This window comes from Desulfuromonas sp. DDH964 (genome assembly GCF_001611275.1).
Taxonomy (GTDB): domain Bacteria; phylum Desulfobacterota; class Desulfuromonadia; order Desulfuromonadales; family DDH964; genus DDH964.
Map to the genome: position 1 here is coordinate 3765967 of NZ_CP015080.1, position 24220 is coordinate 3790186.

25 protein-coding genes and 1 pseudogene are annotated in these 24220 nt (G+C 65.4%); 12 read left to right on the top strand and 14 right to left on the bottom strand.

What is annotated here, in order from left to right; translation table 11 throughout:
• Window positions 1-116: 116 nt before the first annotated feature.
• The 4 genes from DBW_RS17185 (at window position 117) to DBW_RS17200 (ending at window position 4217) form a co-directional block, all read left to right on the top strand.
• Complete coding sequence (locus tag DBW_RS17185; RefSeq protein WP_066729293.1) at window positions 117-2492, top strand: peptidase U32 family protein; 2376 nt, start codon at window positions 117-119, stop codon at window positions 2490-2492.
• 37 nt (window positions 2493-2529) lie between these two features.
• Window positions 2530-3012 (top strand): hypothetical protein, encoded by a 483-nt coding sequence (locus DBW_RS17190; RefSeq protein WP_066729294.1) that lies wholly within the window; start codon window positions 2530-2532, stop codon window positions 3010-3012.
• Entirely contained in the window at window positions 3009-3518 is a 510-nt protein-coding gene (locus DBW_RS17195; protein WP_066729295.1) for a permease, read from the top strand. The genes DBW_RS17190 and DBW_RS17195 overlap by 4 nt, the downstream gene beginning before the upstream one ends.
• Window positions 3519-3758: 240 nt before the next feature.
• On the top strand, window positions 3759-4217 hold the full coding sequence (locus tag DBW_RS17200; protein WP_066729296.1) for an FKBP-type peptidyl-prolyl cis-trans isomerase: 459 nt from the start codon (window positions 3759-3761) through the stop codon (window positions 4215-4217).
• Between the two features lie 77 nt (window positions 4218-4294).
• Here the strand turns inward: DBW_RS17200 and DBW_RS17205 are convergent, their stop codons facing one another.
• Both DBW_RS17205 and DBW_RS17210 read right to left on the bottom strand, forming a co-directional pair.
• Window positions 4295-4972, bottom strand: coding sequence for a YkgJ family cysteine cluster protein (locus DBW_RS17205; protein WP_066729298.1), 678 nt, complete (start codon window positions 4970-4972; stop codon window positions 4295-4297).
• 167 nt (window positions 4973-5139) lie between these two features.
• On the bottom strand, window positions 5140-5607 hold the full coding sequence (locus DBW_RS17210; RefSeq protein WP_066729300.1) for a hypothetical protein: 468 nt from the start codon (window positions 5605-5607) through the stop codon (window positions 5140-5142).
• 245 nt (window positions 5608-5852) lie between these two features.
• Here DBW_RS17210 and DBW_RS17215 point away from each other — a divergent pair, with 245 nt between their 5' ends.
• On the top strand, window positions 5853-6350 hold the full coding sequence (locus DBW_RS17215; protein WP_066729301.1) for a ferritin family protein: 498 nt from the start codon (window positions 5853-5855) through the stop codon (window positions 6348-6350).
• A gap of 1 nt (window position 6351) precedes the next feature.
• Here DBW_RS17215 and DBW_RS17220 read toward each other — a convergent pair whose 3' ends face one another.
• Window positions 6352-7182 (bottom strand): ribonuclease H-like domain-containing protein, encoded by an 831-nt coding sequence (locus DBW_RS17220; RefSeq protein WP_066729302.1) that lies wholly within the window; start codon window positions 7180-7182, stop codon window positions 6352-6354.
• Window positions 7183-7350: 168 nt separating this feature from the next.
• Here DBW_RS17220 and DBW_RS17225 point away from each other — a divergent pair, with 168 nt between their 5' ends.
• The gene (locus DBW_RS17225; RefSeq protein ID WP_066729303.1) at window positions 7351-7659 is read left to right on the top strand and encodes a c-type cytochrome; all 309 of its coding nucleotides are present in this window, start codon (window positions 7351-7353) and stop codon (window positions 7657-7659) included.
• A gap of 89 nt (window positions 7660-7748) precedes the next feature.
• Window positions 7749-8630, top strand: coding sequence for an ATP-binding protein (locus DBW_RS17230; RefSeq protein WP_066729304.1), 882 nt, complete (start codon window positions 7749-7751; stop codon window positions 8628-8630).
• On the opposite strand, the gene DBW_RS17235 is transcribed toward DBW_RS17230, so the two are convergent.
• On the bottom strand, window positions 8627-9322 hold the full coding sequence (locus DBW_RS17235; protein ID WP_066729305.1) for a pirin family protein: 696 nt from the start codon (window positions 9320-9322) through the stop codon (window positions 8627-8629). The two genes, DBW_RS17230 and DBW_RS17235, sit on opposite strands and share 4 nt — an antisense overlap.
• Window positions 9323-9384: 62 nt before the next feature.
• Window positions 9385-9822 (bottom strand): MarR family winged helix-turn-helix transcriptional regulator, encoded by a 438-nt coding sequence (locus tag DBW_RS17240; protein ID WP_231875356.1) that lies wholly within the window; start codon window positions 9820-9822, stop codon window positions 9385-9387.
• Between the two features lie 211 nt (window positions 9823-10033).
• Between DBW_RS17240 and DBW_RS18295 the strand changes: the two are divergent.
• A pseudogene (locus DBW_RS18295) lies at window positions 10034-10489 on the top strand (DUF481 domain-containing protein); the annotation flags it as partial.
• A 31-nt stretch (window positions 10490-10520) separates the two neighbouring features.
• Window positions 10521-10763, top strand: coding sequence for a DUF481 domain-containing protein (locus DBW_RS19315; protein WP_442856870.1), 243 nt, complete (start codon window positions 10521-10523; stop codon window positions 10761-10763).
• A gap of 174 nt (window positions 10764-10937) precedes the next feature.
• On the opposite strand, the gene DBW_RS17245 is transcribed toward DBW_RS19315, so the two are convergent.
• Window positions 10938-12530 (bottom strand): DUF445 family protein, encoded by a 1593-nt coding sequence (locus tag DBW_RS17245; protein WP_066729307.1) that lies wholly within the window; start codon window positions 12528-12530, stop codon window positions 10938-10940.
• A gap of 146 nt (window positions 12531-12676) precedes the next feature.
• Between DBW_RS17245 and DBW_RS17250 the strand changes: the two genes are divergently transcribed.
• Both DBW_RS17250 and DBW_RS17255 read left to right on the top strand, forming a co-directional pair.
• Complete coding sequence (locus DBW_RS17250) at window positions 12677-13198, top strand: GNAT family N-acetyltransferase (RefSeq protein WP_066729309.1); 522 nt, start codon at window positions 12677-12679, stop codon at window positions 13196-13198.
• A complete protein-coding gene (locus DBW_RS17255; protein WP_066729311.1) occupies window positions 13195-14331 on the top strand; it encodes a M20 family metallopeptidase in 1137 nt (378 codons plus the stop codon). Before DBW_RS17250 ends, DBW_RS17255 begins: the two co-directional genes overlap by 4 nt.
• A 328-nt stretch (window positions 14332-14659) precedes the next feature.
• Here the strand turns inward: DBW_RS17255 and DBW_RS17260 are convergent, their stop codons facing one another.
• Window positions 14660-15655 (bottom strand): sugar phosphate nucleotidyltransferase, encoded by a 996-nt coding sequence (locus tag DBW_RS17260; RefSeq protein WP_066729313.1) that lies wholly within the window; start codon window positions 15653-15655, stop codon window positions 14660-14662.
• Window positions 15656-15777: 122 nt separating this feature from the next.
• On the opposite strand from DBW_RS17260, the gene hslO reads away from it, so the two are divergent.
• Window positions 15778-16647, top strand: a complete 870-nt coding sequence (gene hslO, locus DBW_RS17265; RefSeq protein WP_066729315.1) for an Hsp33 family molecular chaperone HslO — start codon at window positions 15778-15780, stop codon at window positions 16645-16647.
• Here hslO and DBW_RS17270 read toward each other — a convergent pair.
• The 7 genes from DBW_RS17270 to rimO all read right to left on the bottom strand — a co-directional run bounded on the left by DBW_RS17270 (window position 16602) and on the right by rimO (window position 24191).
• Window positions 16602-17096: a hypothetical protein gene (locus tag DBW_RS17270; protein ID WP_066729317.1), complete on the bottom strand. Its 495-nt coding sequence runs from the start codon at window positions 17094-17096 to the stop codon at window positions 16602-16604. The two genes, hslO and DBW_RS17270, sit on opposite strands and share 46 nt — an antisense overlap.
• A gap of 240 nt (window positions 17097-17336) precedes the next feature.
• Window positions 17337-19139, bottom strand: a complete 1803-nt coding sequence (locus tag DBW_RS17275) for an ABC transporter ATP-binding protein (protein WP_066729319.1) — start codon at window positions 19137-19139, stop codon at window positions 17337-17339.
• A complete protein-coding gene (locus DBW_RS17280) occupies window positions 19136-20866 on the bottom strand; it encodes an ABC transporter ATP-binding protein (RefSeq protein ID WP_066729321.1) in 1731 nt (576 codons plus the stop codon). The genes DBW_RS17275 and DBW_RS17280 overlap by 4 nt, the downstream gene beginning before the upstream one ends.
• On the bottom strand, window positions 20863-21432 hold the full coding sequence (locus DBW_RS17285) for a Gx transporter family protein (RefSeq protein WP_066729322.1): 570 nt from the start codon (window positions 21430-21432) through the stop codon (window positions 20863-20865). Before DBW_RS17285 ends, DBW_RS17280 begins: the two co-directional genes overlap by 4 nt.
• Window positions 21413-21808, bottom strand: a complete 396-nt coding sequence (locus tag DBW_RS17290; protein WP_066729324.1) for a NusG domain II-containing protein — start codon at window positions 21806-21808, stop codon at window positions 21413-21415. Before DBW_RS17290 ends, DBW_RS17285 begins: the two co-directional genes overlap by 20 nt.
• Complete coding sequence (locus tag DBW_RS17295) at window positions 21799-22800, bottom strand: FAD:protein FMN transferase (protein WP_066729328.1); 1002 nt, start codon at window positions 22798-22800, stop codon at window positions 21799-21801. The genes DBW_RS17290 and DBW_RS17295 overlap by 10 nt, the downstream gene beginning before the upstream one ends.
• 47 nt (window positions 22801-22847) lie before the next feature.
• On the bottom strand, window positions 22848-24191 hold the full coding sequence (gene rimO, locus DBW_RS17300; protein WP_066729329.1) for a 30S ribosomal protein S12 methylthiotransferase RimO: 1344 nt from the start codon (window positions 24189-24191) through the stop codon (window positions 22848-22850).
• Window positions 24192-24220 lie beyond the last annotated feature (29 nt).

Sequence of the window (24220 nt, forward strand, 5' to 3'; positions counted from 1 at the left end):
CTTCAGGATGAAGGCCGGTTTGGCATTGCGCCGTTGCGGCGCCCCGTGCTATGTCTGACCCAACCTGACAGCTGCGGCTGTCACCCTTGTTCCCCTTGCCAGACGCGAACCTGCCAATGACCCCGCCCAAACCCGAACTCCTGGCGCCCGCCGGCAGTCTCGAAGCCTTCTTTGCTGCCATGGAAGCCGGCGCCGATGCCGTCTACACCGGCCTGAAAGAGTTCTCCGCCCGTGCCAAGGCGAAGAATGTCACCTTAAACGAACTCGAACGCATGCTCGGCTACGCCCGCGGCCAGGGACGCAAGATTTACGTGACCCTCAACACCCTGGTCAAGGAGCGCGAACTGCCCCAGCTGGTCGATACCCTGGCGGCCCTCGAATCGATCGGCATCGACGCGGTGATCCTCCAGGATCTCGCGGTCTGGCGCCTGGCGCGGCAGCACTTCCCCGGGTTGGAACTGCACAGTTCGACCCAGTTGACGGTGCACAACGCCGCCGGGGTGCGGATGCTGGAAAAGTTGGGGTTTTCCCGCGCCGTCCTCGCCCGCGAGCTCTCCCTGGCGGAAATTGCCGCCATCCGCAGCCAGACGACGATGGAGCTGGAGCATTTCATCCATGGCGCGCTCTGTTTCTCGTTTTCGGGGCAGTGCTACTTTTCCTCCTTTCTCGGCGGCAAGAGCGGCAACCGTGGACGCTGCGCCCAGCCCTGCCGGCGCCGCTACCGCTACCGCAACCAGGACGGCTACTACTTCTCGACCAACGACCTCTCCGCCATCGACCTGCTGCCGGAACTGGCGAGCGCCGGCGTCATCAGCTTCAAGATCGAGGGGCGAATGAAGAGCGCCGAGTATGTCGCCAGCGTCGTCGGCGCCTACCGCAAGGTCCTTGACGCCGCCCCGGCCCAGCGCAAGGAGGCGATCCGCGCCGGCAAGGAGCTGCTCAAACTCTCCTTCGGCCGCGCCCCGACCAAGGGCTTTCTCCCCGGCACGCTCCCGACCGACATCGCCACCCCCGCGCTCACCGGCGCCACTGGTCGTTTCCTCGGCGAAGTCTCCCAGGTGCGGGGGAGCAGCCTGACCTTCAAGAGTCGCGACCGCCTGCATGTCGGCGATCGTCTGCGGGTACAACCGAAGAGCGACCGCGCCGGCAGCGCTTTTACCATCAAGGAGCTCCTCCTCGGCAAACGCCCGGCGATGGTCGCCGCCGCGGGGAGCCTGGTCACGGTCCCCTCCCCCTTTCGCGACATCTTCAAGGTCGGCGACACGGTCTTCAAGGTCTCCTCCGAGCAGGCCTTCACCCTTAGCGAAGCGGCCTGCAAGCGGCGCCTCGAACAGGCCCCGGCGGTAACCCGGCCGGTCACCCTCGCGGTCACCATGCCCACACCGCAGACCCTCGCCATCCGCGCCCACTGCGCGGGGTTTGCCCTGCAGCGCGACTACCCGGTGGAGAGTTTTCCCGCCCTTGATCGCCCCCTCGACGCTGCCACTCTCGAAGCGGTCTTCACCCGCACCGCCGGGGCACCGTTCAGCCTGGACGGATTCACCACCGGCCCGCTACCGCCCGTCGTCATCCCGCCGAGCCGTCTCAAAGAGATTCGGCGCGACTTCTATGAAGAGCTCGCCGCGCGCCTCGCCAGGGAGCGTCAGGTACTGCGCCAGGCGGCCCGGCAGGCGGCGCTGGCCGGGCTGTTGCCGGCCGGCCCGGCGCGGGCCGCCCGCCAGCGCCATCTCGACGTGGTCATCTCCGGGCCGCGGGACGGCCAGCTCCTCGGCGACCCCGATGTCGACCGGGTCCTGATCCCCCTCACCCCGTCCGCCTTGCAGGAACTCGACCGCAGCGGCCGCCGCCTGACCGGGCAGGCCTCCAAGGTGGTCTGGGATCTGCCACTGATCATCCTCGATGCCCAGTGGCCCTCCTATCGCGACGCGGTACAGCGCCTGGTGCAGCGTGGATTCCATGATTTCCGTCTCAACAACCTCAGCCATTTCGAGCTTTTTGCCGGATACAGCGACCTGCGCCTGATGACGAGCTACCGGCTCTTCGCCCTCAACAGTCAGGCGCTCCTCGCCTGGCGCGAACTCGGGGCCTGTGAAGCGACCCTCTACCTGGAAGACGACCAGGAGAACCTGGCCGAGATTTGCCGTCGCGAGACCGGTCTCGAGCTGGCATTAACGGTCTATGCACCGGTCCCCTTGATCACCTCGCGCATTCCGATCAAGGGGGTGCGCGGCGACAGCCCGGTGGTTTCCGATCGCGGCGAGCACTACCGGGTCGAACAGCGCTCCGGCATCACGGTCCTCAGTTCCGAGACCGACTTTTCCCTGCTCGGCCAGCTGCCGGCGCTGCAGGCGCTGGAATGCAATCGACTGATCGTCGACCTCAGCCACCTCGGCCCCTTTTCGCCCCGCGGTCGCCAGGTTCTCGATGCCCTGCGCAAGGGGCACGACCTGGCCGGAACCAGCCCCTTCAACTTCCTCAAAACCCTCGAATGACCGGCACCGGGGTGTACGACCCGGTGCAGGATGACGCATGAACCCTGTCGGCTACATCTACCTGCTCCTGATCGGCGGCGCCTACCTTTTCGCCCTGCGCCGGGACCGGGACAAGACCCTGCGCAGCCTGCAGGCCGCCGGTCGCTCGCTGCGTAGCCTGGTACCGCTATTGATCGCCGTCTTCGGTCTGGTCGGCCTGTTCCAGGTCTTCCTCCCCCGGGAGTTGATCGAACAGTGGCTCGGCGCCGCCTCGGGCGGCACCGCGCTCCTCAGTGGCGGGCTCCTCGGCGCCATCGCCATCGGCCCGCCGGCCGCCGCCTTTCCCCTCGCCGGCTCGCTGCTCCAGGCCGGGGCCTGGGCGCCGGCGGTGGCCGCCTTTATCGTCTCCTGGCTGCTGGTCGGCATCGTCACCCTTCCCTTTGAGGCGACAGTCTTCGGCCCCCGCTTCGCCCTGGTCCGCAACTCGCTCTGCTTTGCCGCCTCCCTGGCGATCGGCCTGCTGATCGGAGCGCTGCTGTGAAGCCGGAGGCACCCAAACGCCGCATTCCCTGGCTGCCGATGACGGTTGGCATTCTCTACCTCTGGGCCCTCACCGTCGATCCCGCGCGCACCTGGCAGGCGCTCCGGGTCAGCGCCGCTCTCTTTGCCTCGGTAGCGATGATCATCGTCGCCGTTTTCGGCCTCGCCGGTCTGATCCAGGTCTGGCTCGATCGCGAACGGGTTGCCCGCCTTCTCGGCCGCGAGGGAGGAATCCGCGCCCTGTTGCTCGCCGCCCTCTTCGGCACCCTGCTGATCGGGCCATCCTACGTCATCTTCCCGCTATTGAAGACGGTGCGCGAACAGGGGGCGCGCTGGGCCGTTCTCGGTATCGTCCTCGCCGCCTGGGCGGTCAAGATTCCGATGCTCCCCCTGGAGATGGAATTTCTCGGCTGGCGCTTTTCCCTCGCCCGCTCGCTGCTGACCCTGCTCTTCGCCTTCCCCATCGGCCTGCTCCTCGAATTCGCGATGGAATACCGGCGGCGATAATCAGGATTTCTCTGGCGCTCCTGGGGATCTCCAGCAGCGGGGACTCCAGCAAAGACGGATGAATATCATTAAGTGCCGCCGAATGAATTTGAATCCAACATAGGCCGGTTCATGCGGGTCGGAAGGAAGATCCCGTCGCCGGGGCAATTTTGCCGGCAGGGCAATTTCTCCCCCCGTTGCGGCGAGAAAATGGTATAGTCCGGCCATTGACAGGATCTGATTTCGGAAAGGATAACGATCATGAAACAGGCAAAACAGGGCGACCGGGTACGCATCAACTACGTCGGTCGTCTCAGCGACGGCTCCATCGTTGACAGTTCCGAAGACACTTGCGAGGACGAAGGGTGCGGCTGCGACAGCGGTCCCCTCGAATTCGTCATCGGCGATGAGGAGGTCATCCCCGGGCTCGAGCAGGCGCTGGTCGGCATGCAGGCCGGCGAGAAGAAGAGCGTCAACATCCCCTGCGACCTCGGCTACGGTCCGCGCGACGAGGAGCTGGTGATGGTGGTGCCCCGCTCCGACCTGCCAGAAGAACTCGACCCCGCCGTCGGCGATGTGCTGGAAGTGACCGACGACGACGAGGGGGACTTTGCCGTCACCGTCACCGCGGTCACCCCCGAATCAGTAACTCTCGACGCCAACCACCCACTGGCGGGAGAAGACCTGGTCTTCGAGGTGGAACTGGTCGAGATCGTCTGAATTTCAGCCGTTCCCGTTGAAACGCAAAAAGGGCCTGCGACTGCAGGCCCTTTTTGCGTCTTGCCTTCTCTTGCCGGCTAACGCGGGTCTTCCGGTTCCACCTGGCGCCAATCGATCGCGCCGAAATCGATGAGCAGAGTGGTGGGGATGAAGGTGTCGAGTTCGACCCAGTCACGACCGGTCAACTGCCGGGCGAAGCGACGGAAGAGCTCGATCTCGCGGCCGAAGGCGGCGCGGAAGGACCAGCGCAATCGAGGATCAGCTACGGGATCGGCGTTGACGTAGTTGAGGGTACAACAGCTGTCAGCAAAGGACTCGCCGGAGAGGTCGATGTTGGGCAGGCCGTGCAGGCGGCAGGTCAGCGGCCGGGCGGCGTAAACCAGGCAACGGCCATCGACGCCGAGGAGCGGGCAGGGGGTTTCGTCCCCTTCCGGCATCTCGGTCCACTCGGCGTCCGGCAGGCCGTTGAGCAGATAGGGGGCATTCAGTCCCGGCCACTGCTGTTGCAATTCGACCAGGCGCCGCTGCGCCGCCGTCAGGGCGGGCTGGCGCAGGTTCACGGGCAACCGGTCGAAGGCCTCCTTGAGCAGGAAGGCATCAAGCAGGGTGATATCGAAGAGGCCGCGGCAGCATCCGCTGCAGCCGACCCGGCAGGCAATCTGCCCGGGAACCGCCTGCTGGCAACCGGCAAACCAGCCATCCACCTCGGCCAGCAGCCGGCGATAGTCCTCGATGATCGGCCTTAAGGCATCCATGGGTTGATCCTACGTCGGCAAGTGTCGGCATTTCAAGGTGCGAAACCGGCGAATACTCTTCGCGTTGCCTCCCTCCCGCAGTCACTTGGTGCCAGACGGGATAGCCGGAATAAAAAACCGGCAGCCGTTTTTGGCTGCCGGTCAGGAGTCAGCATGGGTATTACGGTTCAGTGCGGGTAGTGGATGTGATCGACGAAGCTGGTGAAGCCGTAGGCGAGCGCCGAGAGGAGGGCAGTGAGACCGCCGCCGAGCAGGACCGGCACCAGCAGGAACATCTCGCGGAAGTGTTCGGAGATAAAGAGGAGTCCGGCGAGCCAGCCGAGAGAGAGACTGACACCGACCACCACCTTGACCACTTCCTTGTAGATAACGAAGAGCCGCACCAACTGGCGATTGCTCTCCTCGCCATCGGTCATCTCCAGATTCACGTGGCTGGCGACCGCCGTCGAGAAGAGGCGGAAGGTGGCGAACAGACCGCAGAAGAGGAGCAGGGTAAGGAAACTCTGCCGGGCGATCAGATTCGGGGCGGCGACGACCGCCGGGATCTTGCCGACAAAAAGGCCGCCGCTGAAGAGGGCGGCGAGCAGGATCGACTTGTTGTCGCGGCGAACCGCCTGTTTGATTCTCTGCAGCATGGGATTCTCCACCTCTGGTTTTAGCCCCGTCGGGGCCCAGCCAATCGGAAGGATAAATGCTGGAGAGATTTTGCCACAGCAGCTTTGCAAGTTCCACCATTTTTTCGTTAAATTCCATATAGTTGAGAAATTTTAATGTTAATAGTTATTCATTTTACCCCCTTTGACAGCGAACACTTTTCCGCCATACTTTCGGCGAGGGGCTTGAGGAAAGGGTTTGGGTTCTCTTTTTCGGGGAGGTGACGATGCCACAGGAATATACCCTGCAGGAAGCGCTCTGGGAGGCCATCCACGCCAAGAAAAACCTGCGTGACTTCTACCGCAAGGCGGCCGAGATCACGGAAAACCCGGCCGGTCGCAAGGTCTTCGTCCGCCTCGCCAGTGAGGTCGAGGAGAATATCGGCAAATTTTTTTCCCATTACCGCCGGGGTGATCTCGGCGATCTCAGGGATTTTCTGGCTGCCCCGCCCCATCCCGACTCGGTGATGCTGGTCGAACTCGACCGCGCCCTCGACAAGGATATCCACGAACGTCGGGCCCGGGAACTGGCGCTGCGCGAAGAGGCCGACCTGGAGAAAACCTTTCGCCTCACTGCCGCGCGCATCATCGACCCGACCGCCCGCGGCGTCTTCCTTGAGGTCGCCGAGGACGCCCGCCGCCACTATGCGGTGATCGAGTCGGAATATGCCCACACCATGGGGATGGTCCACGAGACCGATATCGATACCTACGTGCGGGAATAGTTCACCAGCCGCAGAGCCGGCGCCGCAGAGCGAGAACCGTCCCTTCCGCCACCCGGTGGGGGAGGGGCGGCAACGCCGGCAGCGGCAGCCGGGCGCTGCCGGCGAAGGGGGTCGCTGCCAGCTTGCGGTTATAGGCATGGACGGCGAGGGTGGCCAGGTTGACGGTATCGGCAACGTTGTAGGCGAGGAGCGTCTCCCGTGCCTGGTGGTCGCCGCTGCGACAGTACTCCTGCCAGAGCAGAACAGCAAAATAGCCGTCGATCCCGGCCAACTCGTTACGGCCGATGCCGAGCTGGCGCTCGCACCCTTTCAGTCCGCCACGCAGGCCGAGGCTGTGCAGAACGTAGCGCAGGTCGAGATGGGCCTGGTCGAAGCGCATGCCGAAGGAAGCCTCGAGGAAGGGGAGATCGAAGCACTTGCCGTTGTAGGTGACGAGCAGCTTGTAGGGCGCGACGGCGGCCGGGAAGTCATCGAGGTTCTCCCCCTGAACGAAGGTGCGCACTTTTTTGCCATCCCAGAGGGCGATGGTGGTTACAACATCGACACCGCGGGCCAGCCCGGTGGTCTCAATGTCGAGGTAGGCGGTGGCTTCCGGGTATTCCGGCAGTAGCCGCCACTGCTCCCGCGCCGGCAGCAAGCGGCCGAAGTAGCCGGCATCGCCGGCGCCGAACCGCGAGCAGGACTCTTCGAGGGCAACGGCGGCCTGGCGACGCAGACCCGGGATCGGCGCGGCGGCGGCCAGGTCGGCCCAGCAATGCAAGCCCGCGGCCCAGAGCTGCTGCTCCAGGCCCGGGCTGATGCCTGGCAGATGACAGAAGGTTCGCTGCAACATGGCTGCAGAGTACACTGGCGAGGGGGAGCGGGGCAATCCTTGAGAACGCTCTTTGACCTCGTTCCTTGCCAAACCGTCGCCAACCGCTAAGATATCAGGTACCGCCTTTTGCCTTCGGCAGAAACCGGCCAGGCCCTGACCAACCCATCTTCCGGAAAGGAAACCCCCATGAAAAAGAGTCTCGCGCTCCTCTTCGTCCTCCTCTTTGCCCTCGCCGTCACCTCCGCCTTCGCCGCCCGCACCGGTAAGGAGGTCTATACTGCCAAGTGCGCCATGTGCCACGACAGCGGCGTCGCCGGCGCCCCCAAGTTCGGCGACCAGGCGGCCTGGAAGGCCCACCTCGAGAAAGGCATGGACCACATGCTCGAAAATGCCAAAAAGGGGATCGGCGCCATGCCGCCGATGGGAATGTGCAACGGCTGCTCGATGGCCGAGCTGAAGGCCGCTGTCGAGTACTTGGCGGGAACCGCCAAGTAAGATTCGCCCTTGCCTCCCCCGGGACGAAAACGGTATGGTAAAGCCCTCCCGCGCAGCGGGAGGGCTTTATTTCTTGCGGAGGCTCAACCATGCCCCTCGACCCCGAACTGACCGACCAGCTGCGCCGGGTCCTCGCCGCAGTGGAACAGATCCTGCCGGCGGCGCTACCGGCCCTCGACTGGCAGGCCACCTGGGCGGCGAGCTGGCGCCGTCACTCCCTGGCCGGCACCCTGGAGCCGGCCGGCGAGCTCGACCCGATCCGGCTCGACGAGCTCCTCGGCATCGACAAGCAGAAGGCGATCGTCTGCGCCAACACCCGCCAGTTCCTGCAGGGGCTGCCAGCCAACAACATCCTCCTTTGGGGGAGCCGCGGCACCGGCAAATCGTCGCTGGTAAGGGCCATCCTCAACGCCTACGCTCCGCAGGGGCTGCGCATCATCCAGGTCGACAAGGATGACCTGCCAAGCCTGCCCGACATCTTTCACCAGATCCGCAGCCTCCCCTACCGTTTCCTCCTCTTCTGCGACGACCTTTCCTTCGAACCCGGAGAGAAGAGCTACAAGATGCTGAAGAGCGCCCTCGACGGCTCGGTCTACGCCGCCCCCGCCAATACCCTGATCTACGTCACCAGCAACCGGCGCTACCTGCTCCCCGAGTATCCAACCGACAACCTCGGCGCAAAAATGGTCAACAACGAGGTTCATCACGGCGAAGGGGTCGAAGAGAAGATCTCCCTCTCCGACCGCTTCGGCCTCTGGGTCGCCTTCCACGCCTTTTCCCAGGACCACTACCTTACCGTGGTCGCCCAGTGCATCGAACAGCTGGCGGCACGGCACAACACTTCCATTTCCTGGAATGCCGAACTGGAGCGCGCCGCTATCGCCTGGTCCCACGAGAAGACCAAGCGCTGCGGGCGAACCGCGTTGCAGTTCGCCCGCTACTGGGTCGGCCGTCACCTGCTTGCCGATTAGCTCAGATCGAAGAGAAGCAGTTCGGCGTCGTTCTCGGCTGCCAGCCGCAGCTGCGACTCGTTACTGAGTGCCGCGCCATCCCCTTCGTTCAGCTTCGTCCCGTTGACTTCACCCCTCCCCAAGATCACCTGTACCCAGGCGTGCCGCCCGCTCTTCAGTGCATAGTCCAGAGTCGTCCCGGCGTCAAGCCGACCGAGGAAAACTGAAGCATCCTGGTGGAGGCGGGCCGCGCCGTTGCTGCCCTCAGGGTTGAGAAGGGGCGTCAGGGCGTTTTGCGCCGCGCCGGAAAAATCCTTCATGACATAGCCGGGCTCGAGCCCTTCGCGGTCAGGCAGGATCCAGATCTGCAGCAGGTGGACCTCCTCGCTGTTCGAGGGGTTGACCTCGCTGTGGCGCACCCCGGTGCCGGCGGTGATCTTCTGCAGCTGATAGGGGCCGATCACTTCGCGGTTGCCGAGGTTGTCGCGGTGCTCCAGCGCCCCGCTCAGGACCAGAGTGAATATTTCCATGTCCTGGTGCGGGTGCAGTCCAAAGCCGCGTCCCGCTGCCACCCGGTCCTGGTTGATGACCCGCAGGGCGCGAAAGCCCATGTGCTCGGGGTCATGGTAGTTATGAAAGGAGAAGGAATATTTCGTATCCAGCCAGCTCTCCTGGTGACTGCCACGCTCGTTCGACTTACGGATGGTGATCATGGTTGCTCTCCCTTTCCTTGGGCTTGGATTGTTTCGATATCGAAATAATCCCGTAAAAAAATTTACGCCCTGCGCCCCAGTTTCTTCAACAGGCGCCCGAGTTCGTCCTGTTCTTTGGCGGTGAGGACCGAGAACTCCGCATCGACCACTTCAGCGTGGCGCGGGAAGAGATCTTCGATCAGGCTCCTCCCGGCGTCGGTCAGCTCGACCTTGACCTTGCGCCGGTCGCTGCCGCTGCGATCCCGGTTCACCAGTTTCCTGGCCTCCAGCGCATCGACGACCGCGGTGAGGTTGGCGTTGCTCTTGAGCACCTTCTGGCTCAGCTCCCCCTGGCAGAGCGACCCGAGATGACGGAGCGCTTCCAGCACGGCAAACTGGCTGTGGGTCAGACCGGCGTGGTGCAGGTGGCGGTGGATATGGGCCGTCGTCGTGTTGGTCGCCCGCATCAGCTTGACGTAGACTGCCAGGGCCTGTTTTTGCGATTCTTTTAGCCTGGACATCATGGTGCGTCCCATCATTGTTTCGATTTTAAATATTTCGATATCAAAGTACCATAACGGCAAAAACAGGTCAACTCCTTCCTAGTCAAGCCAGCTTAAACCCTGCTTATGGCGGCGACGCATCGCAAGGACACAGCTTGACAAGGACAGGGCAAAAGGTTAAACAGGACCCCGTTTTATTAATAATCTTCAACCCTGGCAGGAGGACTCCATGAACCAACTACCCCGTTTTCTCTGCTCCCTTCTCTTTGTCTGTCTCGCCGCACCGGTTTGGGCCGGCGATGCACCCGGCACCTGGAAGGATCAGGCAGAACTGGCCTACGTTGATACCAGCGGCAACACAGAAGTCACCACCCTGTCAGCCAAAAACCGGGTATCCTACCAATTCACTGACCAGATCGCGGGTCTGTGGCGGGTGGAAATTCTCAATGGCAAGAGTGATGGCGAGCGCAATGCCGAATCGTATTTTACTGAACTCCGGGGCGATTACGCCTACACCGAACGGCTTTACTACTACGCCAATGCCAGTTGGCTTAAAGACAGCTTTGCCGACATCGACTCACGAACTGTCGTCGGTGCCGGTTGTGGCTACAAATTCCTGACCGGCGCCAAGCACTTCCTGGTCGGCGAATCGGGCCTGACCTACACCACCGAGAAGTTCACAAACAGTTCCGACGATCAATACGTGGGGGGGGCGCCTGTTCGGTCAGTACGAATACCATTTCAACGACCGCACCAAGTTCACTCAATCCGCAGAGGCCCTTCTCGACCTGGAACAGATGAGCAATTACCTGCTCAACTCCGAAACGGCCTTCACCGCCGCGCTCAACAGCGTGTTTTCCATCAAAACCAGCTATGTCATCAAGTACGACAATGAAACGACGGGAGGCACCAAACATACGGATACCATCCTGGCGGCTTCTCTGGTCGCCAATTTTTAATCCGTATCGGCCCAGGGAAAAGGGACGCGCTCCTCATCACAGGCAGCGCGTCCCTTTTTTGAACCTGGCCTCCTCTGGCGGGGCGAGGGCATGCAGGTCGATTTCGACCACCTCAGGTTACAACCATCCGGGAACAAATTCCTTCCAGTCCTCTTGCTCACGGAACCTTGCCGCCTAGAAAAACCGCAGCGCCAGCACGTTGACCAGGCCGATCATCCCCCCGAGCAGCGCCCCGAAGAGGTTGATGTACTTGAACTGCTCCTCCATAATGCCGAGCAGCAGCCCCTCGACCTTGAGGATGTCGAGGGAGTTGACCTTCTCCTCGACCATGCGGGCGACGTTGAGGGTTTCGACCAGCGGCGGGACCTCCTTCTTGAGGATCTCGCCGATCTGCCGGCAGAGGCCGACCTCCAGTTCCTCGCGCACATCCGCCGGTACCCGCGCCGAGAGCTTGCCGAGGGGATGGCGAAAAAGCCACTCCTCGCTCTTTTCGGCCAGCAGCCGGGCGAGCGCCTCGCGGGCGGCCGGGGCGCGCAGCGCTTCGAGCAACCGTTCGGCGATCAGCTCTCGCAACGCCTCGACCCGGCCGTCGGGGAGAGCGCGACCAAGCAGGCTGCCAAAGGAACGGTCCTTGACCTGTTCGATCCCTTTTTCCAGCAGCGCCAGGGCGCTCTCGCTGGCGCGACGGCTCTGTACCAGGGCGACGGCGCGGTTACGGAGGAAGCGCCGCACCCCGGCGACCTTCTCGTAGGAGACCTTTTCCAGGTAGCTGGCCAGGGGCCGGTCGAGGAGACCATCGACCCGCTCGCGCAGCAGCGCCGCCACCTGGGCCTGGGTGCGCTCCTCGCGCAGCCAGCGGGCGATCTCCTCCCCCGCCTTGTCGAGAAACTCGGGGAGGCGATCATAGATCTTGTCGAGGTTGATGAAGCCGGCGAGGAGCCCGGAGAGGCCGCCGAGGGAGTCGAGGAATCCCTCGATCGCCTCCTTCCCCTTCACCACCAGCCGCTCGCGGAAGAGCGGATCGTAGAGGAGTCCGCCGAACTTCTCCAGCAGCGGCGGGACTTCCTTCTCCAGCTGCCCGAGCAGGAGCTCGACGAGATCGCCGGGGAGGAGCTCGCGCAGCGTCTTTTCCGAGGCGAACCACTCCTCGCTCTTGGCATCGACGAAGGCGGCGACGCCGCGGCTGACCTGCTCGGAGCCGAGGAACTCGCCGATCTTGCCGTCAAGATGGCGGCGCAGGCCGGCAGAACGTTCCGGGGTGAGGAAGCTCTCGAGGTCGCGGGCGAGGAGTTCGTCCCCCTTGCGTTGCAGATAGCCGCGCAGGGCGGTTTCGAATTCGGCGCTCTCGAGGTAGGCGAAGATCGCCTTCACCGCCTTCCAGCGCAGCAACTCGACCAGCTCGCGGAAGCGGCCGCGGAATTCGGCCGGGATCAGCTCCACCGCCGGGCCGAGGTCGCGATCGAGAAAACTGCCGAGCTTGTCGGCGACCGCCCCCTTGAGCTCGCGGCGGAACGTCTCCTTTTCCAGGGTGCGGCCGACATCGTCGGCGGTCAGCAGATGGCTGCCAACCATCTCGCCCATCTTCTGCGCCAGCTCGCCGCGTTTGGCGGGGATGATGCCGGGAGTGAGCGGCACGCGCAGCCCAAACAGGTGCCAGGGGCGCAGCGGCCGGAAGAGCATGCGAATGGCAATATAGTTGGTCACATAGCCGATGAAGGCGCCGATCAGGGGCGGCAGCAGGATCGGCAGCAACTGCTGGTAGGTCAAAGGGATGACTCCTCTGTAAAAAATTTTGGTAGCGGCGGCCGGGGCTTCCCAATATAACGTCATTCCGACGCCCGGACAAGCTCGGCAAGGGGCTCCTATCTGATATAGTTTAGCTTGACGTCAACGCTTGCCCAACGAGGAGAACCATGACGAACGACGGCCCAGGCGAAGCTGACCGCCTGGTCATCCGCGAGATGACCATCGACGACCTCTCCGAAGTCTTCCATATCGGCGAGGCGGTCTTCACTGCCGAATTCTCCCAGAGTCTCTACCGCACCTGGGACGAGTACGAGATCACCACCCTCTTCAACTCCGACAGCGAGCTCTGCCTGGTCGCCGAGCGGGACGACCGGATCGTCGGCTTCGCGCTGGGCACCACCGTCGAAAAGGCCAAGAGCGCCTGGAAGTACGGCTACCTGGTCTGGCTCGGGGTGCGGCGCGAGGGGCAGCAGGGGAAGGTCGGCCAGAACCTCTTCATCGAGCTCAAGCGGCGCATGCGCGAACAGGGGGTGCGGATGATCCTCATCGACACCGATGCCGACAACGAAGGGGCGATCCGCTTCTTTCGCAAGATGGGGTTCGGCAACGACCAGGAGCACGTCTACATGACCCTTAACCTGAGCCGCAAACGGCGCCGTACGACCAAGGCCAAGGAGAAAAAATCTTGAACGATTGCCAGGACCGGGTCTGGGCCGCCATCGATGCGACCCGCCTGCACCAGACCCTGATTGAAGCCCTCGACATCTATTCTCCTTCGGGGAAGGAGGAGGATATCCAGCTCTTCTTCGAGGAACGCCTGCTCGCGACCGGCTGCCGGCTGATCCGCCAGACGGTCGAGGAGGAGCGCTTCAACCTGCTGGCGACCATGGGCGACGGACCGCCACAGCTGCTGCTGGTCGGCCACGTCGACACCGTGCCGGCCTGGGACTGGGAGGAGTTCGGGGCGGTGGCGGAGGAAGGGATCATCCGCGGCCTCGGCAGCGCCGACATGAAGGGGGGGTGCGTGGCGATGGTCGAGGCCTGGCTGGCGCTGGCGACCCTCCCCGAAAAAGAGCGGCCGCCGGTCGGCCTGCTGCTGGTGGTCGGCGAGGAGGAGAACGGCGACGGCAGCAGCCATTTTCTCGGCGGGGAATGTCCTCCCTGGGTTGTGATCGGCGAGCCGACCGGCCTCACCGCCTGCCTGGCCCACTACGGCTACCTCGAGGCGGGCTTCGTTACCAGCGGCCGGCGCATCCACTCATCACTGCCGGAACTGGGGCACAACGCCGTCGAATCGATGCTGCGGGTCCTGCTCCACCTCGCCCGCGACCCTCTCTTCGACCGCACCGAATCAGGGGTGGTCTACTCGATCCGCGAGTTGAGTTCGTCTCGGGCCGGCTTCGTCGTCCCCGACCGCTGCGAAGCCTGGATCGACCTCCACCTGCCGCCGGCGATGGACCCGGAAGCGGTCGCGGCGACGATCCGTCGCCAGGCCGATAGTGCCCGCGAACTGGTCCCCGGACTCGACCTTGAGGTTGCTTTCGACTTCGCCTCACGCGGCTACGACCTCGGGCCGCAGCCGCAGCTGTGGGACGCGCTCGCCAGCATCTACCCGGGGCTCGGTCTGACCCTGCGCCGCGACGCCTTCCGTTCCCATTCGGACGGCAACCTCTTCTTTGCGGCCGGCGTCAAACCGCTGATCCTCGGCCCCGGTGCACTGGAGACCGCCCACACCCCCGACGAACAGACCAGTTTCGCCGATGTCGTCGCGGCGGCAAAAATTTACGCCGCCCTGGCGCTCGCCGTCAAGGGAGCAGGCTGAAGAACGGACTCCGTCTTGGATTTTTTCGATAGGGCATCCCCTGAGGGGTTCCTAGCCCAGGCATAATCCGATTTTTATCAGCTTTTATTCGAACCTATCCGCGAGAAACGCTTTTGCCTTGGTTTGGCCTGGCCGGGAGAAGACCAGGGCAAGACCAGGCTCAGGCCTGGTTGCGCGCGGAGCAAATCTGATCAGGTCGGATAAACTTCGGATCAGGCAAAGCCAGGAATCTTATTCACGCAACTCCACCGTGACTGCATACAATAAAGCCCCCGGTCAATCTCCGTGACTGGGGGCCGCCTCATCGCTCATCGCTCGTTATTGCCCGCTACCCCTCCATCTCGATCAGGGAGTGGTCGCCGATGTTCATCCGGCGCGGCGAACCGGCCAGGGTCACCGCATCGCCGAGGATGCTCCCCTCCAGGACCAGGGAGCGCACCGTGCTGTTGGCGTTGATGATCGAATCGCAAATCACGCTGTTCTCGACGACGCTGCCGGTCGCCACCGAAACGTAAGGCCCGATGATGCTGTTGCGAACCGTGACCCCGTAGCCGATATGGACCGGTTCGATCAGCACCGAATCGACGACCTCGCCGTGACAGTGATGGCGCCCTTCAAGGAGGTAGCGATTGGTTTCGAGCAGCGTCTCGGGCTTGCCGCAGTCGAGCCAGGCGTCGATCTCCGGAGCCCGGAACTTGAGGCCATCGGCGATCATTCGCATGAAGACGGCGGGGAGGTAATACTCCCCCTTGACCGTCTCGCCGGCGGCGATGGTCCGCTCGAGGTAGCCCATGAAGCCGGCCCCATCCTTGAGATAGTAGAGGCCGACCTGAGCGAGCCGGGAAACCGGGGTGTCCGGTTTCTCGACCATATCGACGATGAACTCCCCCGCGACGACGTTGACTCCGAAGCGCTGGTAATCTTCGACCTCTTTGGAGTAGATCAGACCGTCACAGTCGCTGCAAAGCTGGGGGATCCGGCCGAGGTCGGCGACAAAGATGGTGTCGTTGAAAACCACCAGGACATCATCGCCGGGAGCGATCCGCGGAGCTGCCAGGGCGACCGCGTGGGCGGGACCGAGACGCTCCTTCTGCACGATGTAGTGGCAGTTGAGCGCCGGAAAGCTGCGCTTCATGAACTCCTCGATCTGGCCGCCGTTTTCGTCGGTGATGAAAATATACTCGGTCACCGGCGCCTGGCTGAGGCGACTGACGATATGCTCGAGGACGGTCTTGCCGGCGACCTGGACCAGGGATTTGGCCTTGCTGATGGTGTGGGGGCGCAGCCGCGTCCCCTTGCCGGCCACCGGGAGAATGACTTTCATAAGAACCCTCCGTTAAAATGTAGGCTTGAAATGGACGGTGCGCTTCGGCTAGGGTAACGCCGCCGGCTCACACCCCTGTTCACCTTACCAGTACCGCCCCTGCCACCCTTCGAGGAGCAGCCATGAACGACCACCTGATTCGCATCCTGACCAGCGACGGTTCACTGCGGGCGGTCGCCGCCCTGACCACCAACCTCGCCGAGGAGACCCGCCACCGCCAGCAGACCGACCCGACCGCCACCGTCGCCATCGGCCGGGTGGTGACCGCCGCCGCCCTCCTCGGCAGCCTCCTCAAGGGAGCGCAGCGCCTGGCTTTGATCCTCGAGGGGAACGGGCCGCTGCGCCAGCTTTCCGCCGAATCGGATGCCCATGGCAACCTGCGCGCCACTCTCAAGGAGCCGGTCGCCGGTCTGCCGCCGAAAGAAGACCGCTTTGACGTCGCCGGAGCGATCGGCCGCGCCGGTTTTTTGCAGGTGGTAAAGGATCTCGGCCTGCGCGAACCGTATCGCGGCATGGTCCAGCTGGTCGCCAGTGAAGTCGCCGAGGACCTTGCCTGGTACCTGACCCATTCCGAGCAGGTCCCCTCCTCGGTCGGCCTCGGGGTCACCCTGGGCCCGGAAGCGGAGGTGAAAGCCGCCGGCGGTTTCCTGGTCCAGGCGATGCCGGGCTGCGACGAAGAGCTGCTGGCCCGTGTCGAGGAGCGCGTTCGCCTCCTGCCGCCGGTCAGCACCCTGCTCGCCCGGGGGGAGTCACCGGAACAGATCGTCGCCCGGCTCTTCGCGGGGATTCCCTACACGGTCCAGCTGCGCACCGAACTCGCCTACCGCTGTACCTGCCGCCGGGAACAGGTGCGCGCCATGCTCGCCACCCTCGACCCGGAAGAGCTGCAGGAGCTGGCCGCGGCCGGGGAGGAGGTAACCGTCACCTGTGAATTCTGCAAGGAACCCTACCGTTTTTCGGCCGCGGAGGTCGGCGAGCTCGCCGGTTCGTAGCGCAGCGTCAGCTCCAGGGGTGGACCGTCGCCCACCTCCGGAGTCAGCTGCAGGCGACTGGCATCGAGGCCACGGCGACGGAAATAGCGAGTCAGCAGTTCGGTCCGGGCGGTCGCCAGCTGCACGGCATAAGCGGCCGGCTCGGCGGCAGCGCGCACCCTAGCGGAAAAATAGAGCTGCGGGTAGGCAGCCAGCTGCGCCGCCAGCGGGTCGAGGAGTTCGGTGCCGCCGGCCAGCGGCAGGACGGCGCCGGCGCTGAACAGAATTTCGCCGGGATAACTCACCACCAGCGGCTCGGTGGTACTGAGAACCGCCCCGGGCAGTTGGCCAAAACTCAGGCGCAGGCTGTCGAGGTCGGGCCGCTCCGGCAGCGGGGCTTGCGGCGCCGACGGCACGCAGGCGACCAGGGTCAGGGTCAGCAGCAACAGGGCAAGCGATCGCAGCAGCATCGGTCTAACCTCCATATGGTCTCCGCGGGCGGGCTGGCGCCGAGTATAGCAGATGCCCGTCCCCCGGACCAGCCTCTAGGAGACTGTCGGACTATCCATGCGCCGACTGCAAATCCAGCTGTTCGGCCCAGATTTCGGCTCCTTTTTGACTCAAAGCTCTGGCTATGAGCCCGCAAACGAGCCGAAATCTGGTCTCAAACATCCGAATTTTCGCTTCGCCCCGCATAGTCCGACAGGCTCCTAGCGTCCTTCCAACCCCACCGGGTCACCCACCTTTTCCTCATCGATGCCGAGATCCTGCAGGCGCCAGAGCTTGGCGTAATGCCCGTCCCGGGCAAGGAGCTCGCTATGACTGCCACTCTCGCAGATGCGGCCGCGGTGCAGCACGACGATGCGTCCGGCCTGGCGCGCGCTGCGCAGCCGGTGGGCGATCAACAGCATGCTGCACTCCGCGGGAAGGGCGCGCAGCGCCGTCGTCACCCGCCCCTCGGTGCCGGCATCGAGACGGCTGGTCGCCTCGTCGAGGATCAGCAGCCGGGGCCGCCGCACCAGGGCGCGCACCAGGCAGAGGAGCTGGCGCTCGCCGGAAGAGAGGTTACGGCCGCGCTCGCCGAGGCGGGCCCGAAGGCCACCGAGTTCGGCAACAGTTGTCGCCAGGCCGCAGTCGCCGAGGAGTTGCAGCAGGCCCTGATCGTCGCAGCTCCCCGTCGGGTCGAGGTTGTCGCGCAGGCTGCCGGCAAAGAGGAAGGGTTCCTGGGAGACCCAGGCGCAGCGTTCGCGCCAGGCGTCGAGGTCGAGCGCGGCGAGAGGCTGCCCGCCAACCTGGATCGTCCCCTGCTGCGGCCGGTAAAAACCGAGCAGGAGACGGCCGAGGGTGGTCTTGCCGCTGCCGGTGGCGCCAACCAGGGCGATCCGCTCCCCGGGAGCGATGACCAGATCGATCTCCTGCAGCGCCGGGGTCTCGCCGTCGTAGCTGAAACTGACGCGCTCAAGGCGGATTTCCCCATCATTGCCCGGAAGCGCGCTACCGCTCAGCTCCGCCGGCTGGTCGGCAAGATTGAAGATCCGCTCCAGGGAGGCGTTACTCGCCTGCACGATCGAATACTTGGCCGAGAGGTCGCGCAACGGCGCGAAGAATTTCTGCACATATTCGAGAAAGGCAACCAGGGTACCGAAACTGGCGACGCCGGCGATCACTTCGCCGCCGCCGCGCCAGAGCAGGGCGGCAATCGCCAGCGCGCCGAGAACCTCGACGGCGGCATAGAGGAAGGCGTCCCAGCTGATCACGCGCAGGGTGCTGGCGCGGTAGACCTCCTGCAGCCCGGCAAATTCCCTGAGGGTGCGCTCCTCCTGGCCGAAGAGGCGCACCTCGCCGATGCCGGCGATGCGTTCGGCGACGAAGGCGTTGAGGTCGGCCAGCCGCGCCCGCACCAGGCGCATGGCGCCGCGCATGCTGCGCCGGAACAGGAACAGGATGCCGAGCAGTGGCGGCAGTACCGCGAAGGCGACCAGCGAGAGGTGCAGGTCGAGCCAGAGCATGGCGGCGACGGTCAGGGCGAGGGTCAGCAAATCGCCGAGAGCGGCAACCACCCCCGAGCCGAAGAGCTCGCCGACATTCTCGACGTCACTGGTCAACCGGGTCACCAGCCGCCCCGAGGGGTGGTGATCGAACCAGGCCGCCGGCAGCCGCAGCAGGCGCGGGAACCCTTCGGCGCGCAGCGCCGCCATGATGCGCTGGCCAAGGGCCTGCACCAGGTAGCCCTGGACAAAGAGGAGGAGGCTCTCGAGGAGGACCGCGCCGAGCAGCAGTCCGCCCCAGTGGGGGAGCCGGTTCAGGGTGCCGGGGACAACGGCGTCGTCGATCAGCTGCATCACCAGCCACGGCTGCGCCAGCTTGGCGGCGCTGATCAGCGGCAGCAGCAAAAGGGCGAACAGGGCGCTGCCGCGCCAGGGTCGCATCAGCCCGAGGTAGCGCCGGAAGAGGCGCCAGTCGAAATGACGGCCGCTGATTTCGTCCCCGGCGGGGAACCCGTGGGGGGTCATGGCGCCACCTCCAGGGCATCCTGCAGCTGCTCGCGGCGGAAAAGGCGGGCATAGAGACCGTCGGCGGCGAGGAGTTCGGCATGGCGGCCGCACGCCACCAGGCGCCCCCGGTCGAGGACCAGCACCTGCTCGACGCCGGCGAGGAGCGATACCCGGCTCGAAACCAGCACCACCGTCCGCCCCGCCAGCTTTGGTCGCAGCCGCGCCCAGACCCGGCGCGCGGTGACGGCGTCGAGGTGGCTGAAGGGGTCGTCGAGGAGCCAGAGGTTGCCGTCGCGCGCCAGTGCCCGGCCCAGGGCTACCCGCTGCCGCTGCCCGCCGGAAAGGCTGACCCCCCCCTCCCCGACCGCCGTGGCAAAACCGGCCGGCAGCTCCGTAAGATCGCTGTCGAGGGCGACGGTTGCGGCAATCTCGGCAAGGAGCCGCTCGTCCCCGGCCGGGTCGGCGTAGAGCAGGTTCTGGCGCAGGCTGCCGGAGAAAAGGCGCCCCTCCTGGGGGACCATCGCCAGCCGGCGGCGGTGGGCGCGCAGATCGAGCCGGGCCAGGTCCTGGCCCGCAATCAGGAGGGTGCCAGCCGCCGTCGGGTAGAGCCCGGCGATAAGCCGCAGCAGGCTGCTTTTGCCGGACCCGGTCGGCCCGGTAATGCCGACCAGGGAGCCGGCCGGAAGGTCGAAAGCGAGATCCTGCAGAACCGGGCGCTCGCCATAGGCGAAGCTGAGTTGGCGGGCGCTGAGGGACGGCGCCCCCGCCAGCGGCGGCTCGCCACCGGCCGCCTCGGTGCGGGGGGCGGCGAGGATCGGCTGCAGCCGTTCGCTGCTGGCTCGGGCCCGCTGCAGCAGGGTCAGCACCCAGCCGAGCAGGGTAGTGGGCCAGGCAAGCTGCACCAGGTAGGCGTTGAAGGCGACCAGCTCGCCGAGAGAGAGCTCACCGCCGACCACCAACCGGCCACCGAAGTAGAATGCGAGCAGGGTGCTCAAGGGGCCGATCACCGTCATCACCGGCAGCACCAGCGCGCGCAGCCGGCTCAGGGCGAGGTTGCGCTCCAGGTAGCTGGCGTTGCGGCGGTCAAACTCGCGCCCCAGGTGATCGCGCAGATTGTAGGCACGCACCACCGCCTGGCCACTGACCGCCTCCTCCACCGCTTCGCTGACCAGTCCGAGCCCCTCCTGGACCTCGCTGGAGCGCTGCAACAGCGAGCGGCTGAGCCGCTTGACCAGCAGCAGCAGGAGCGGATAGGGGAGAAGACCGATCAGGGTCAGCCACGGCGCCAGGCGCAGCAGCATGACCAGCGAGAAGAGATAGACGAGCGCCGCGTCGCAGAGGGTCAACAGGCCGAAGCCGGCCATCATCCGCAGGTTGGCGAGGTCGTTGGTGAAGCGCGACAGCAGGTCGCCGGTCCGGTGGCGGTCGAAAAAGGGGGTCCCCTGGTCGAGCAGCCGGGAGAGGAGATCCTGGCGCAGGTCGACTTCAACGTAGCGGGCGGTGTGGAGAAACCGCAGCCGCGACAAAACCCGGGCCGTTCCCCGGGCGAGGGCGGCGGCAGCCATCAGCCCGGCGGCGACCGCCACCGCCTGCCAGTTGCCGGCGGCGGCGCCGTCGATACCGCGCTGGAGGAGCCAGGGGATGGTCATCGCCAGCAGGTTGGTCAGCACCAGCCAGAGCAGGCCGGCCAAGAGGAGCCGCCGGTAGTGGCGCCAGTAGGGGAGGAGAAAGGTCAGGACGGTCATCGCGGCTCGGCGGCGTCGCGCCGGCTGCCAAAGACCGGATGGCGACGCAGGGTTTCGAGGAGGAGATCGGCGGCGATGCCGTTGGCGATTCCGGCGCCGAGGGCGAAGAGTAGGAAGTAGGGGTAGAGGCTCCAGAGCTGCGGGGTGCGCACCAGCAGCAGCCAGGCGACCAGCAGCTGGCCGGTGGCATGGCCGGCGGCGCCGAGGGCGCTGACCCCGACCGGACCGAGATGGCGGCCGCAGAGGGCCCGGCTCCCCGTCATCAGGGCGGTGGCGGCGATGCCGCCGGCGAGGGAGAGGAAGAAGCCGGGGGCGAAGAGATTGCCGAGCAGCAGCGACCCAACGCCGATGCGGGTCAGCGCCACCGCCCAGGCGGCGCGGCCGCCGTAAAGGAAGAGGGCGACCAGGGTCAGGATATTGGCGAAACCGAGGCGGAACCAGGGGGCCGGCGAGGGGAGGAGCGCCTCCACGGTATGCAGGGCGACGGCGAGGGCGGCGAAGAGGGCGAGAAAAACCCGGCGCCGCCAGCGCTCGAGTTCGAGCGGATCAACGGCTGAGGAGGTCATAGCCCTCCCCCGCCGCGGCAGCGCCGCCGTCGATGCGCACCAGCAGGCCGTTAGGAACGCAGGCCAGAAGTTCCCCGGCGCGCTCGATGCGTCCCATGCCGATGCAGACCTTACGCGGACAGGGGGAATCCTCGATACAGACGCGCCCCTGGTGAATCGCGAGCCGGGTAATGCCAATGCGGCCGTTCAGTTCCACCCTCCGCTCCTGGTCGAGGGGGGCAGTGTAGATCACCTTGCCGTCGCGTTCGACCAGCAGCCGTCGCCCCGGCGGACCGGGGCGCAGCCAGACCAGCAGCAGAGCGCAGAGGAGAAGGAGCAGCGCCACCACCAGGCGATCGAGGGGGCGGGTGCGGCGCCAGGCGCCGCTCAGGGCCATGTCACCCTGCCCGCCAGCCCCGGGCTGGTGACGGTGGTGCCGTCGGCGGCGACGATCAGTCCCTCAACTCCCGGAAAGCGGATAAGGAGTTCCAGTCCCTGCTGCGGGCCGAGGACGAAGACCGCCGTCGCCAGGGCATCGGCGAGCATCGCCGTCGGGGCGACAATCGTCACCGCCTGGCAGCGCCGCGCCGGTTGGCCGCTGGCGGGATCGAAGAGGTGATGATAGCGTACCCCGTCGCGCTCGAAGAAACGCTCATAGTCGCCGGAGGTGACCACCGCGGTGTCGGCCAGCGCCAGGGTGGCGAGGATCGCTTCGTCGTTGCGCGGATGCTGGATGCCGATGCGCCAGGGGCGATCACCGTGGTCGCCGAGCAGGCGCATGTCGCCACCGGCGTTGACCGAGGCGTGGCTGACACCGGCCGCCTGCAACAGTGCCGCGGCGCGATCGACGGCGTACCCCTTGGCGATGCCGCCGAGATCGACTTGCAGGTCCGGGGCACTCTTGCTGACCGTTCGCCCCGCCAGTTGCAGGTCGCCGGGACCGGTAGCGGCCAGGGCCCCCGCCAGCTCCTCCGGCGTTGGTACCCGCGGCGTTTCCCCCTCGATATTCCAGAGCGCCTTGAGCCGCCCCAGCCCCATGTCGAAGGCGCCGCCGCTCGCTGCTGCGACCTGCAGGCCGCTGGCGATGACCGCCGCCGTCTCTGCCGTTACCGCCAGCGGCGTGGTGGCGGCGGAGAGACGGGCGACGTCGCTCTCCGGACGGTAGGGGGACATCAACTCATCGATGCGGGAGATCTCGGCAAAGGCGCGCTCGACGGCCTGCTCCAGCACCGGCTGCGCCGCCCCGAAGGCGGTTATTTCGACCACCGTCCCCATGATGATGCGGCTGCGCCGCACCTCGGCCGCAGGCCCGGAGCGGTCCGGGCAGCCGGTCAGGGTGGCGCAGAAGAGGAGGAACAGTAGGCCATGGAGAAGGCGGGAGGGGGGCACGAACACCTCGCGGGAATGGTGCCGGGGGCGGCCGAAAGCGAGGCCGTTCAGCGCTCGGCGGCGACGATTTCGCCGATCAGGTCATATTCCGAAGAGTCGGTTACCTTGAGCGGCACGATGCTGCCGATCTCCGCCTCGCCGGCAGTGATGTAGACCAGGCCGTCGACGTCGGGAGCCTGGCGCAGGCTGCGCCCGCGCAGCAGCAGCTCGGTCTCCTCGCTGTACCCTTCGACCAGGACCGGCTCGATGCGCCCGACCAGCGCCCGGTTCTTGCGGAAGGAGACCCGGCTCTGCGCTTTCATCAGCTTCTGGTAGCGGGCCTTCTTGACCCGTTCGAGGACCTGGCCGGGGAGTTTGGCGGCGCCGGTCCCTTCTTCGCGCGAATAGCGGAAGACGCCGACCCGTTCGAAGTGCCCCTCCTCGACGAAGGCGAGGAGCTTGGCAAACTGGGCGTCGCTCTCGCCGGGGAAGCCGACGATGAAGGAGGTGCGCAGGGTGGCATCGGGGATCCGGCTGCGGATGCGCTGCAGCAGGCGGCGGATTCCCTCCTCGTCGACGCGGCGGTTCATCAGCGCGAGGATTTCGTCGTCGACATGCTGCAGCGGGATGTCGAGATAGTTGCAGATCTTCTCTTCGGCGGCCATCAGGTCGAGGAGTTCGTCGCTGATGCCGTCGGGATAGGCATAGAGCAGGCGCAGCCAGGTCAGCTCCTCGATCTTCACCAGCTCCTGCAGCAGGGTTTCGAGGCGGGCGCCATCGTGGCGGTCCTGGCCGTAGGCGGTGACGTCCTGGGCGATGAGGTTGACCTCGCGGACCCCGTCTGCGACCAGGCGCCGGACTTCGGCGACGACCGATTCGATGCTGCGCGAACGCAGCGGCCCGCGCAGCTGGGGGATGACGCAGTAGGAGCAGAAGTTGTGGCACCCTTCGGCGATCTTGACGTAGGTCGAATAGAAGGGGGAGGACTTGACCCGTGGCGTGGTGTGATCGTAGAGATACTCGGGGAGACCCACCTCCTGGCGCGGCGTAGCGCCGGGGAGGGTCGACTCGATCAGCTCGACCAGGCGCGGGGCGTCGCTGGTGCCGATGAAGAGATCGACTTCCGGCAACTCCGTCGAGAGTTCATCGCGATAACGCTGGGGGAGGCAGCCGGAGACGACCAGCAGCTTGCAGCGGCCGTTTTTCTTGTAATCGGCGACTTCGAGGATCGTTTCCACCGATTCTTCCTTGGCGTCACCGATAAAGGCGCAGGTGTTGACGATGATCACGTCGGCCTGGGCCTCGTCGGTGACGATCTCGTAACGATCGACCGGCAGATGCCCGAGCATCACCTCGGCATCGACCAGGTTCTTTGGGCAGCCGAGGCTGACCAGGCTTACTTTTCGTTTCATGGTGCTCCCAATTTCGGAAATTATGGATT

What these genes read in the sequence shown, in the direction of transcription:
- DBW_RS17215 (WP_066729301.1), top strand. Translation starts at nt 5,853, where the DNA reads ATGCCACAGGAATATACCCTGCAGGAAGCGCTCTGGGAGGCCATCCAC.
- DBW_RS17220 (WP_066729302.1), bottom strand. Translation starts at nt 7,182, where the DNA reads ATGTTGCAGCGAACCTTCTGTCATCTGCCAGGCATCAGCCCGGGCCTG.
- rimO (WP_066729329.1), bottom strand. Translation starts at nt 24,191, where the DNA reads ATGAAACGAAAAGTAAGCCTGGTCAGCCTCGGCTGCCCAAAGAACCTG.
- DBW_RS17285 (WP_066729322.1), bottom strand. Translation starts at nt 21,432, where the DNA reads ATGACCTCCTCAGCCGTTGATCCGCTCGAACTCGAGCGCTGGCGGCGC.
- DBW_RS17190 (WP_066729294.1), top strand. Translation starts at nt 2,530, where the DNA reads ATGAACCCTGTCGGCTACATCTACCTGCTCCTGATCGGCGGCGCCTAC.
- DBW_RS17230 (WP_066729304.1), top strand. Translation starts at nt 7,749, where the DNA reads ATGCCCCTCGACCCCGAACTGACCGACCAGCTGCGCCGGGTCCTCGCC.
- DBW_RS17185 (WP_066729293.1), top strand. Translation starts at nt 117, where the DNA reads ATGACCCCGCCCAAACCCGAACTCCTGGCGCCCGCCGGCAGTCTCGAA.
- DBW_RS17210 (WP_066729300.1), bottom strand. Translation starts at nt 5,607, where the DNA reads ATGCTGCAGAGAATCAAACAGGCGGTTCGCCGCGACAACAAGTCGATC.
- DBW_RS17240 (WP_231875356.1), bottom strand. Translation starts at nt 9,822, where the DNA reads ATGTCCAGGCTAAAAGAATCGCAAAAACAGGCCCTGGCAGTCTACGTC.
- DBW_RS17200 (WP_066729296.1), top strand. Translation starts at nt 3,759, where the DNA reads ATGAAACAGGCAAAACAGGGCGACCGGGTACGCATCAACTACGTCGGT.
- DBW_RS17280 (WP_066729321.1), bottom strand. Translation starts at nt 20,866, where the DNA reads ATGACCGTCCTGACCTTTCTCCTCCCCTACTGGCGCCACTACCGGCGG.
- DBW_RS17260 (WP_066729313.1), bottom strand. Translation starts at nt 15,655, where the DNA reads ATGAAAGTCATTCTCCCGGTGGCCGGCAAGGGGACGCGGCTGCGCCCC.
- DBW_RS17250 (WP_066729309.1), top strand. Translation starts at nt 12,677, where the DNA reads ATGACGAACGACGGCCCAGGCGAAGCTGACCGCCTGGTCATCCGCGAG.
- DBW_RS17205 (WP_066729298.1), bottom strand. Translation starts at nt 4,972, where the DNA reads ATGGATGCCTTAAGGCCGATCATCGAGGACTATCGCCGGCTGCTGGCC.
- DBW_RS17290 (WP_066729324.1), bottom strand. Translation starts at nt 21,808, where the DNA reads ATGGCCCTGAGCGGCGCCTGGCGCCGCACCCGCCCCCTCGATCGCCTG.
- DBW_RS17225 (WP_066729303.1), top strand. Translation starts at nt 7,351, where the DNA reads ATGAAAAAGAGTCTCGCGCTCCTCTTCGTCCTCCTCTTTGCCCTCGCC.
- DBW_RS17275 (WP_066729319.1), bottom strand. Translation starts at nt 19,139, where the DNA reads ATGACCCCCCACGGGTTCCCCGCCGGGGACGAAATCAGCGGCCGTCAT.
- hslO (WP_066729315.1), top strand. Translation starts at nt 15,778, where the DNA reads ATGAACGACCACCTGATTCGCATCCTGACCAGCGACGGTTCACTGCGG.
- DBW_RS17270 (WP_066729317.1), bottom strand. Translation starts at nt 17,096, where the DNA reads ATGCTGCTGCGATCGCTTGCCCTGTTGCTGCTGACCCTGACCCTGGTC.
- DBW_RS17235 (WP_066729305.1), bottom strand. Translation starts at nt 9,322, where the DNA reads ATGATCACCATCCGTAAGTCGAACGAGCGTGGCAGTCACCAGGAGAGC.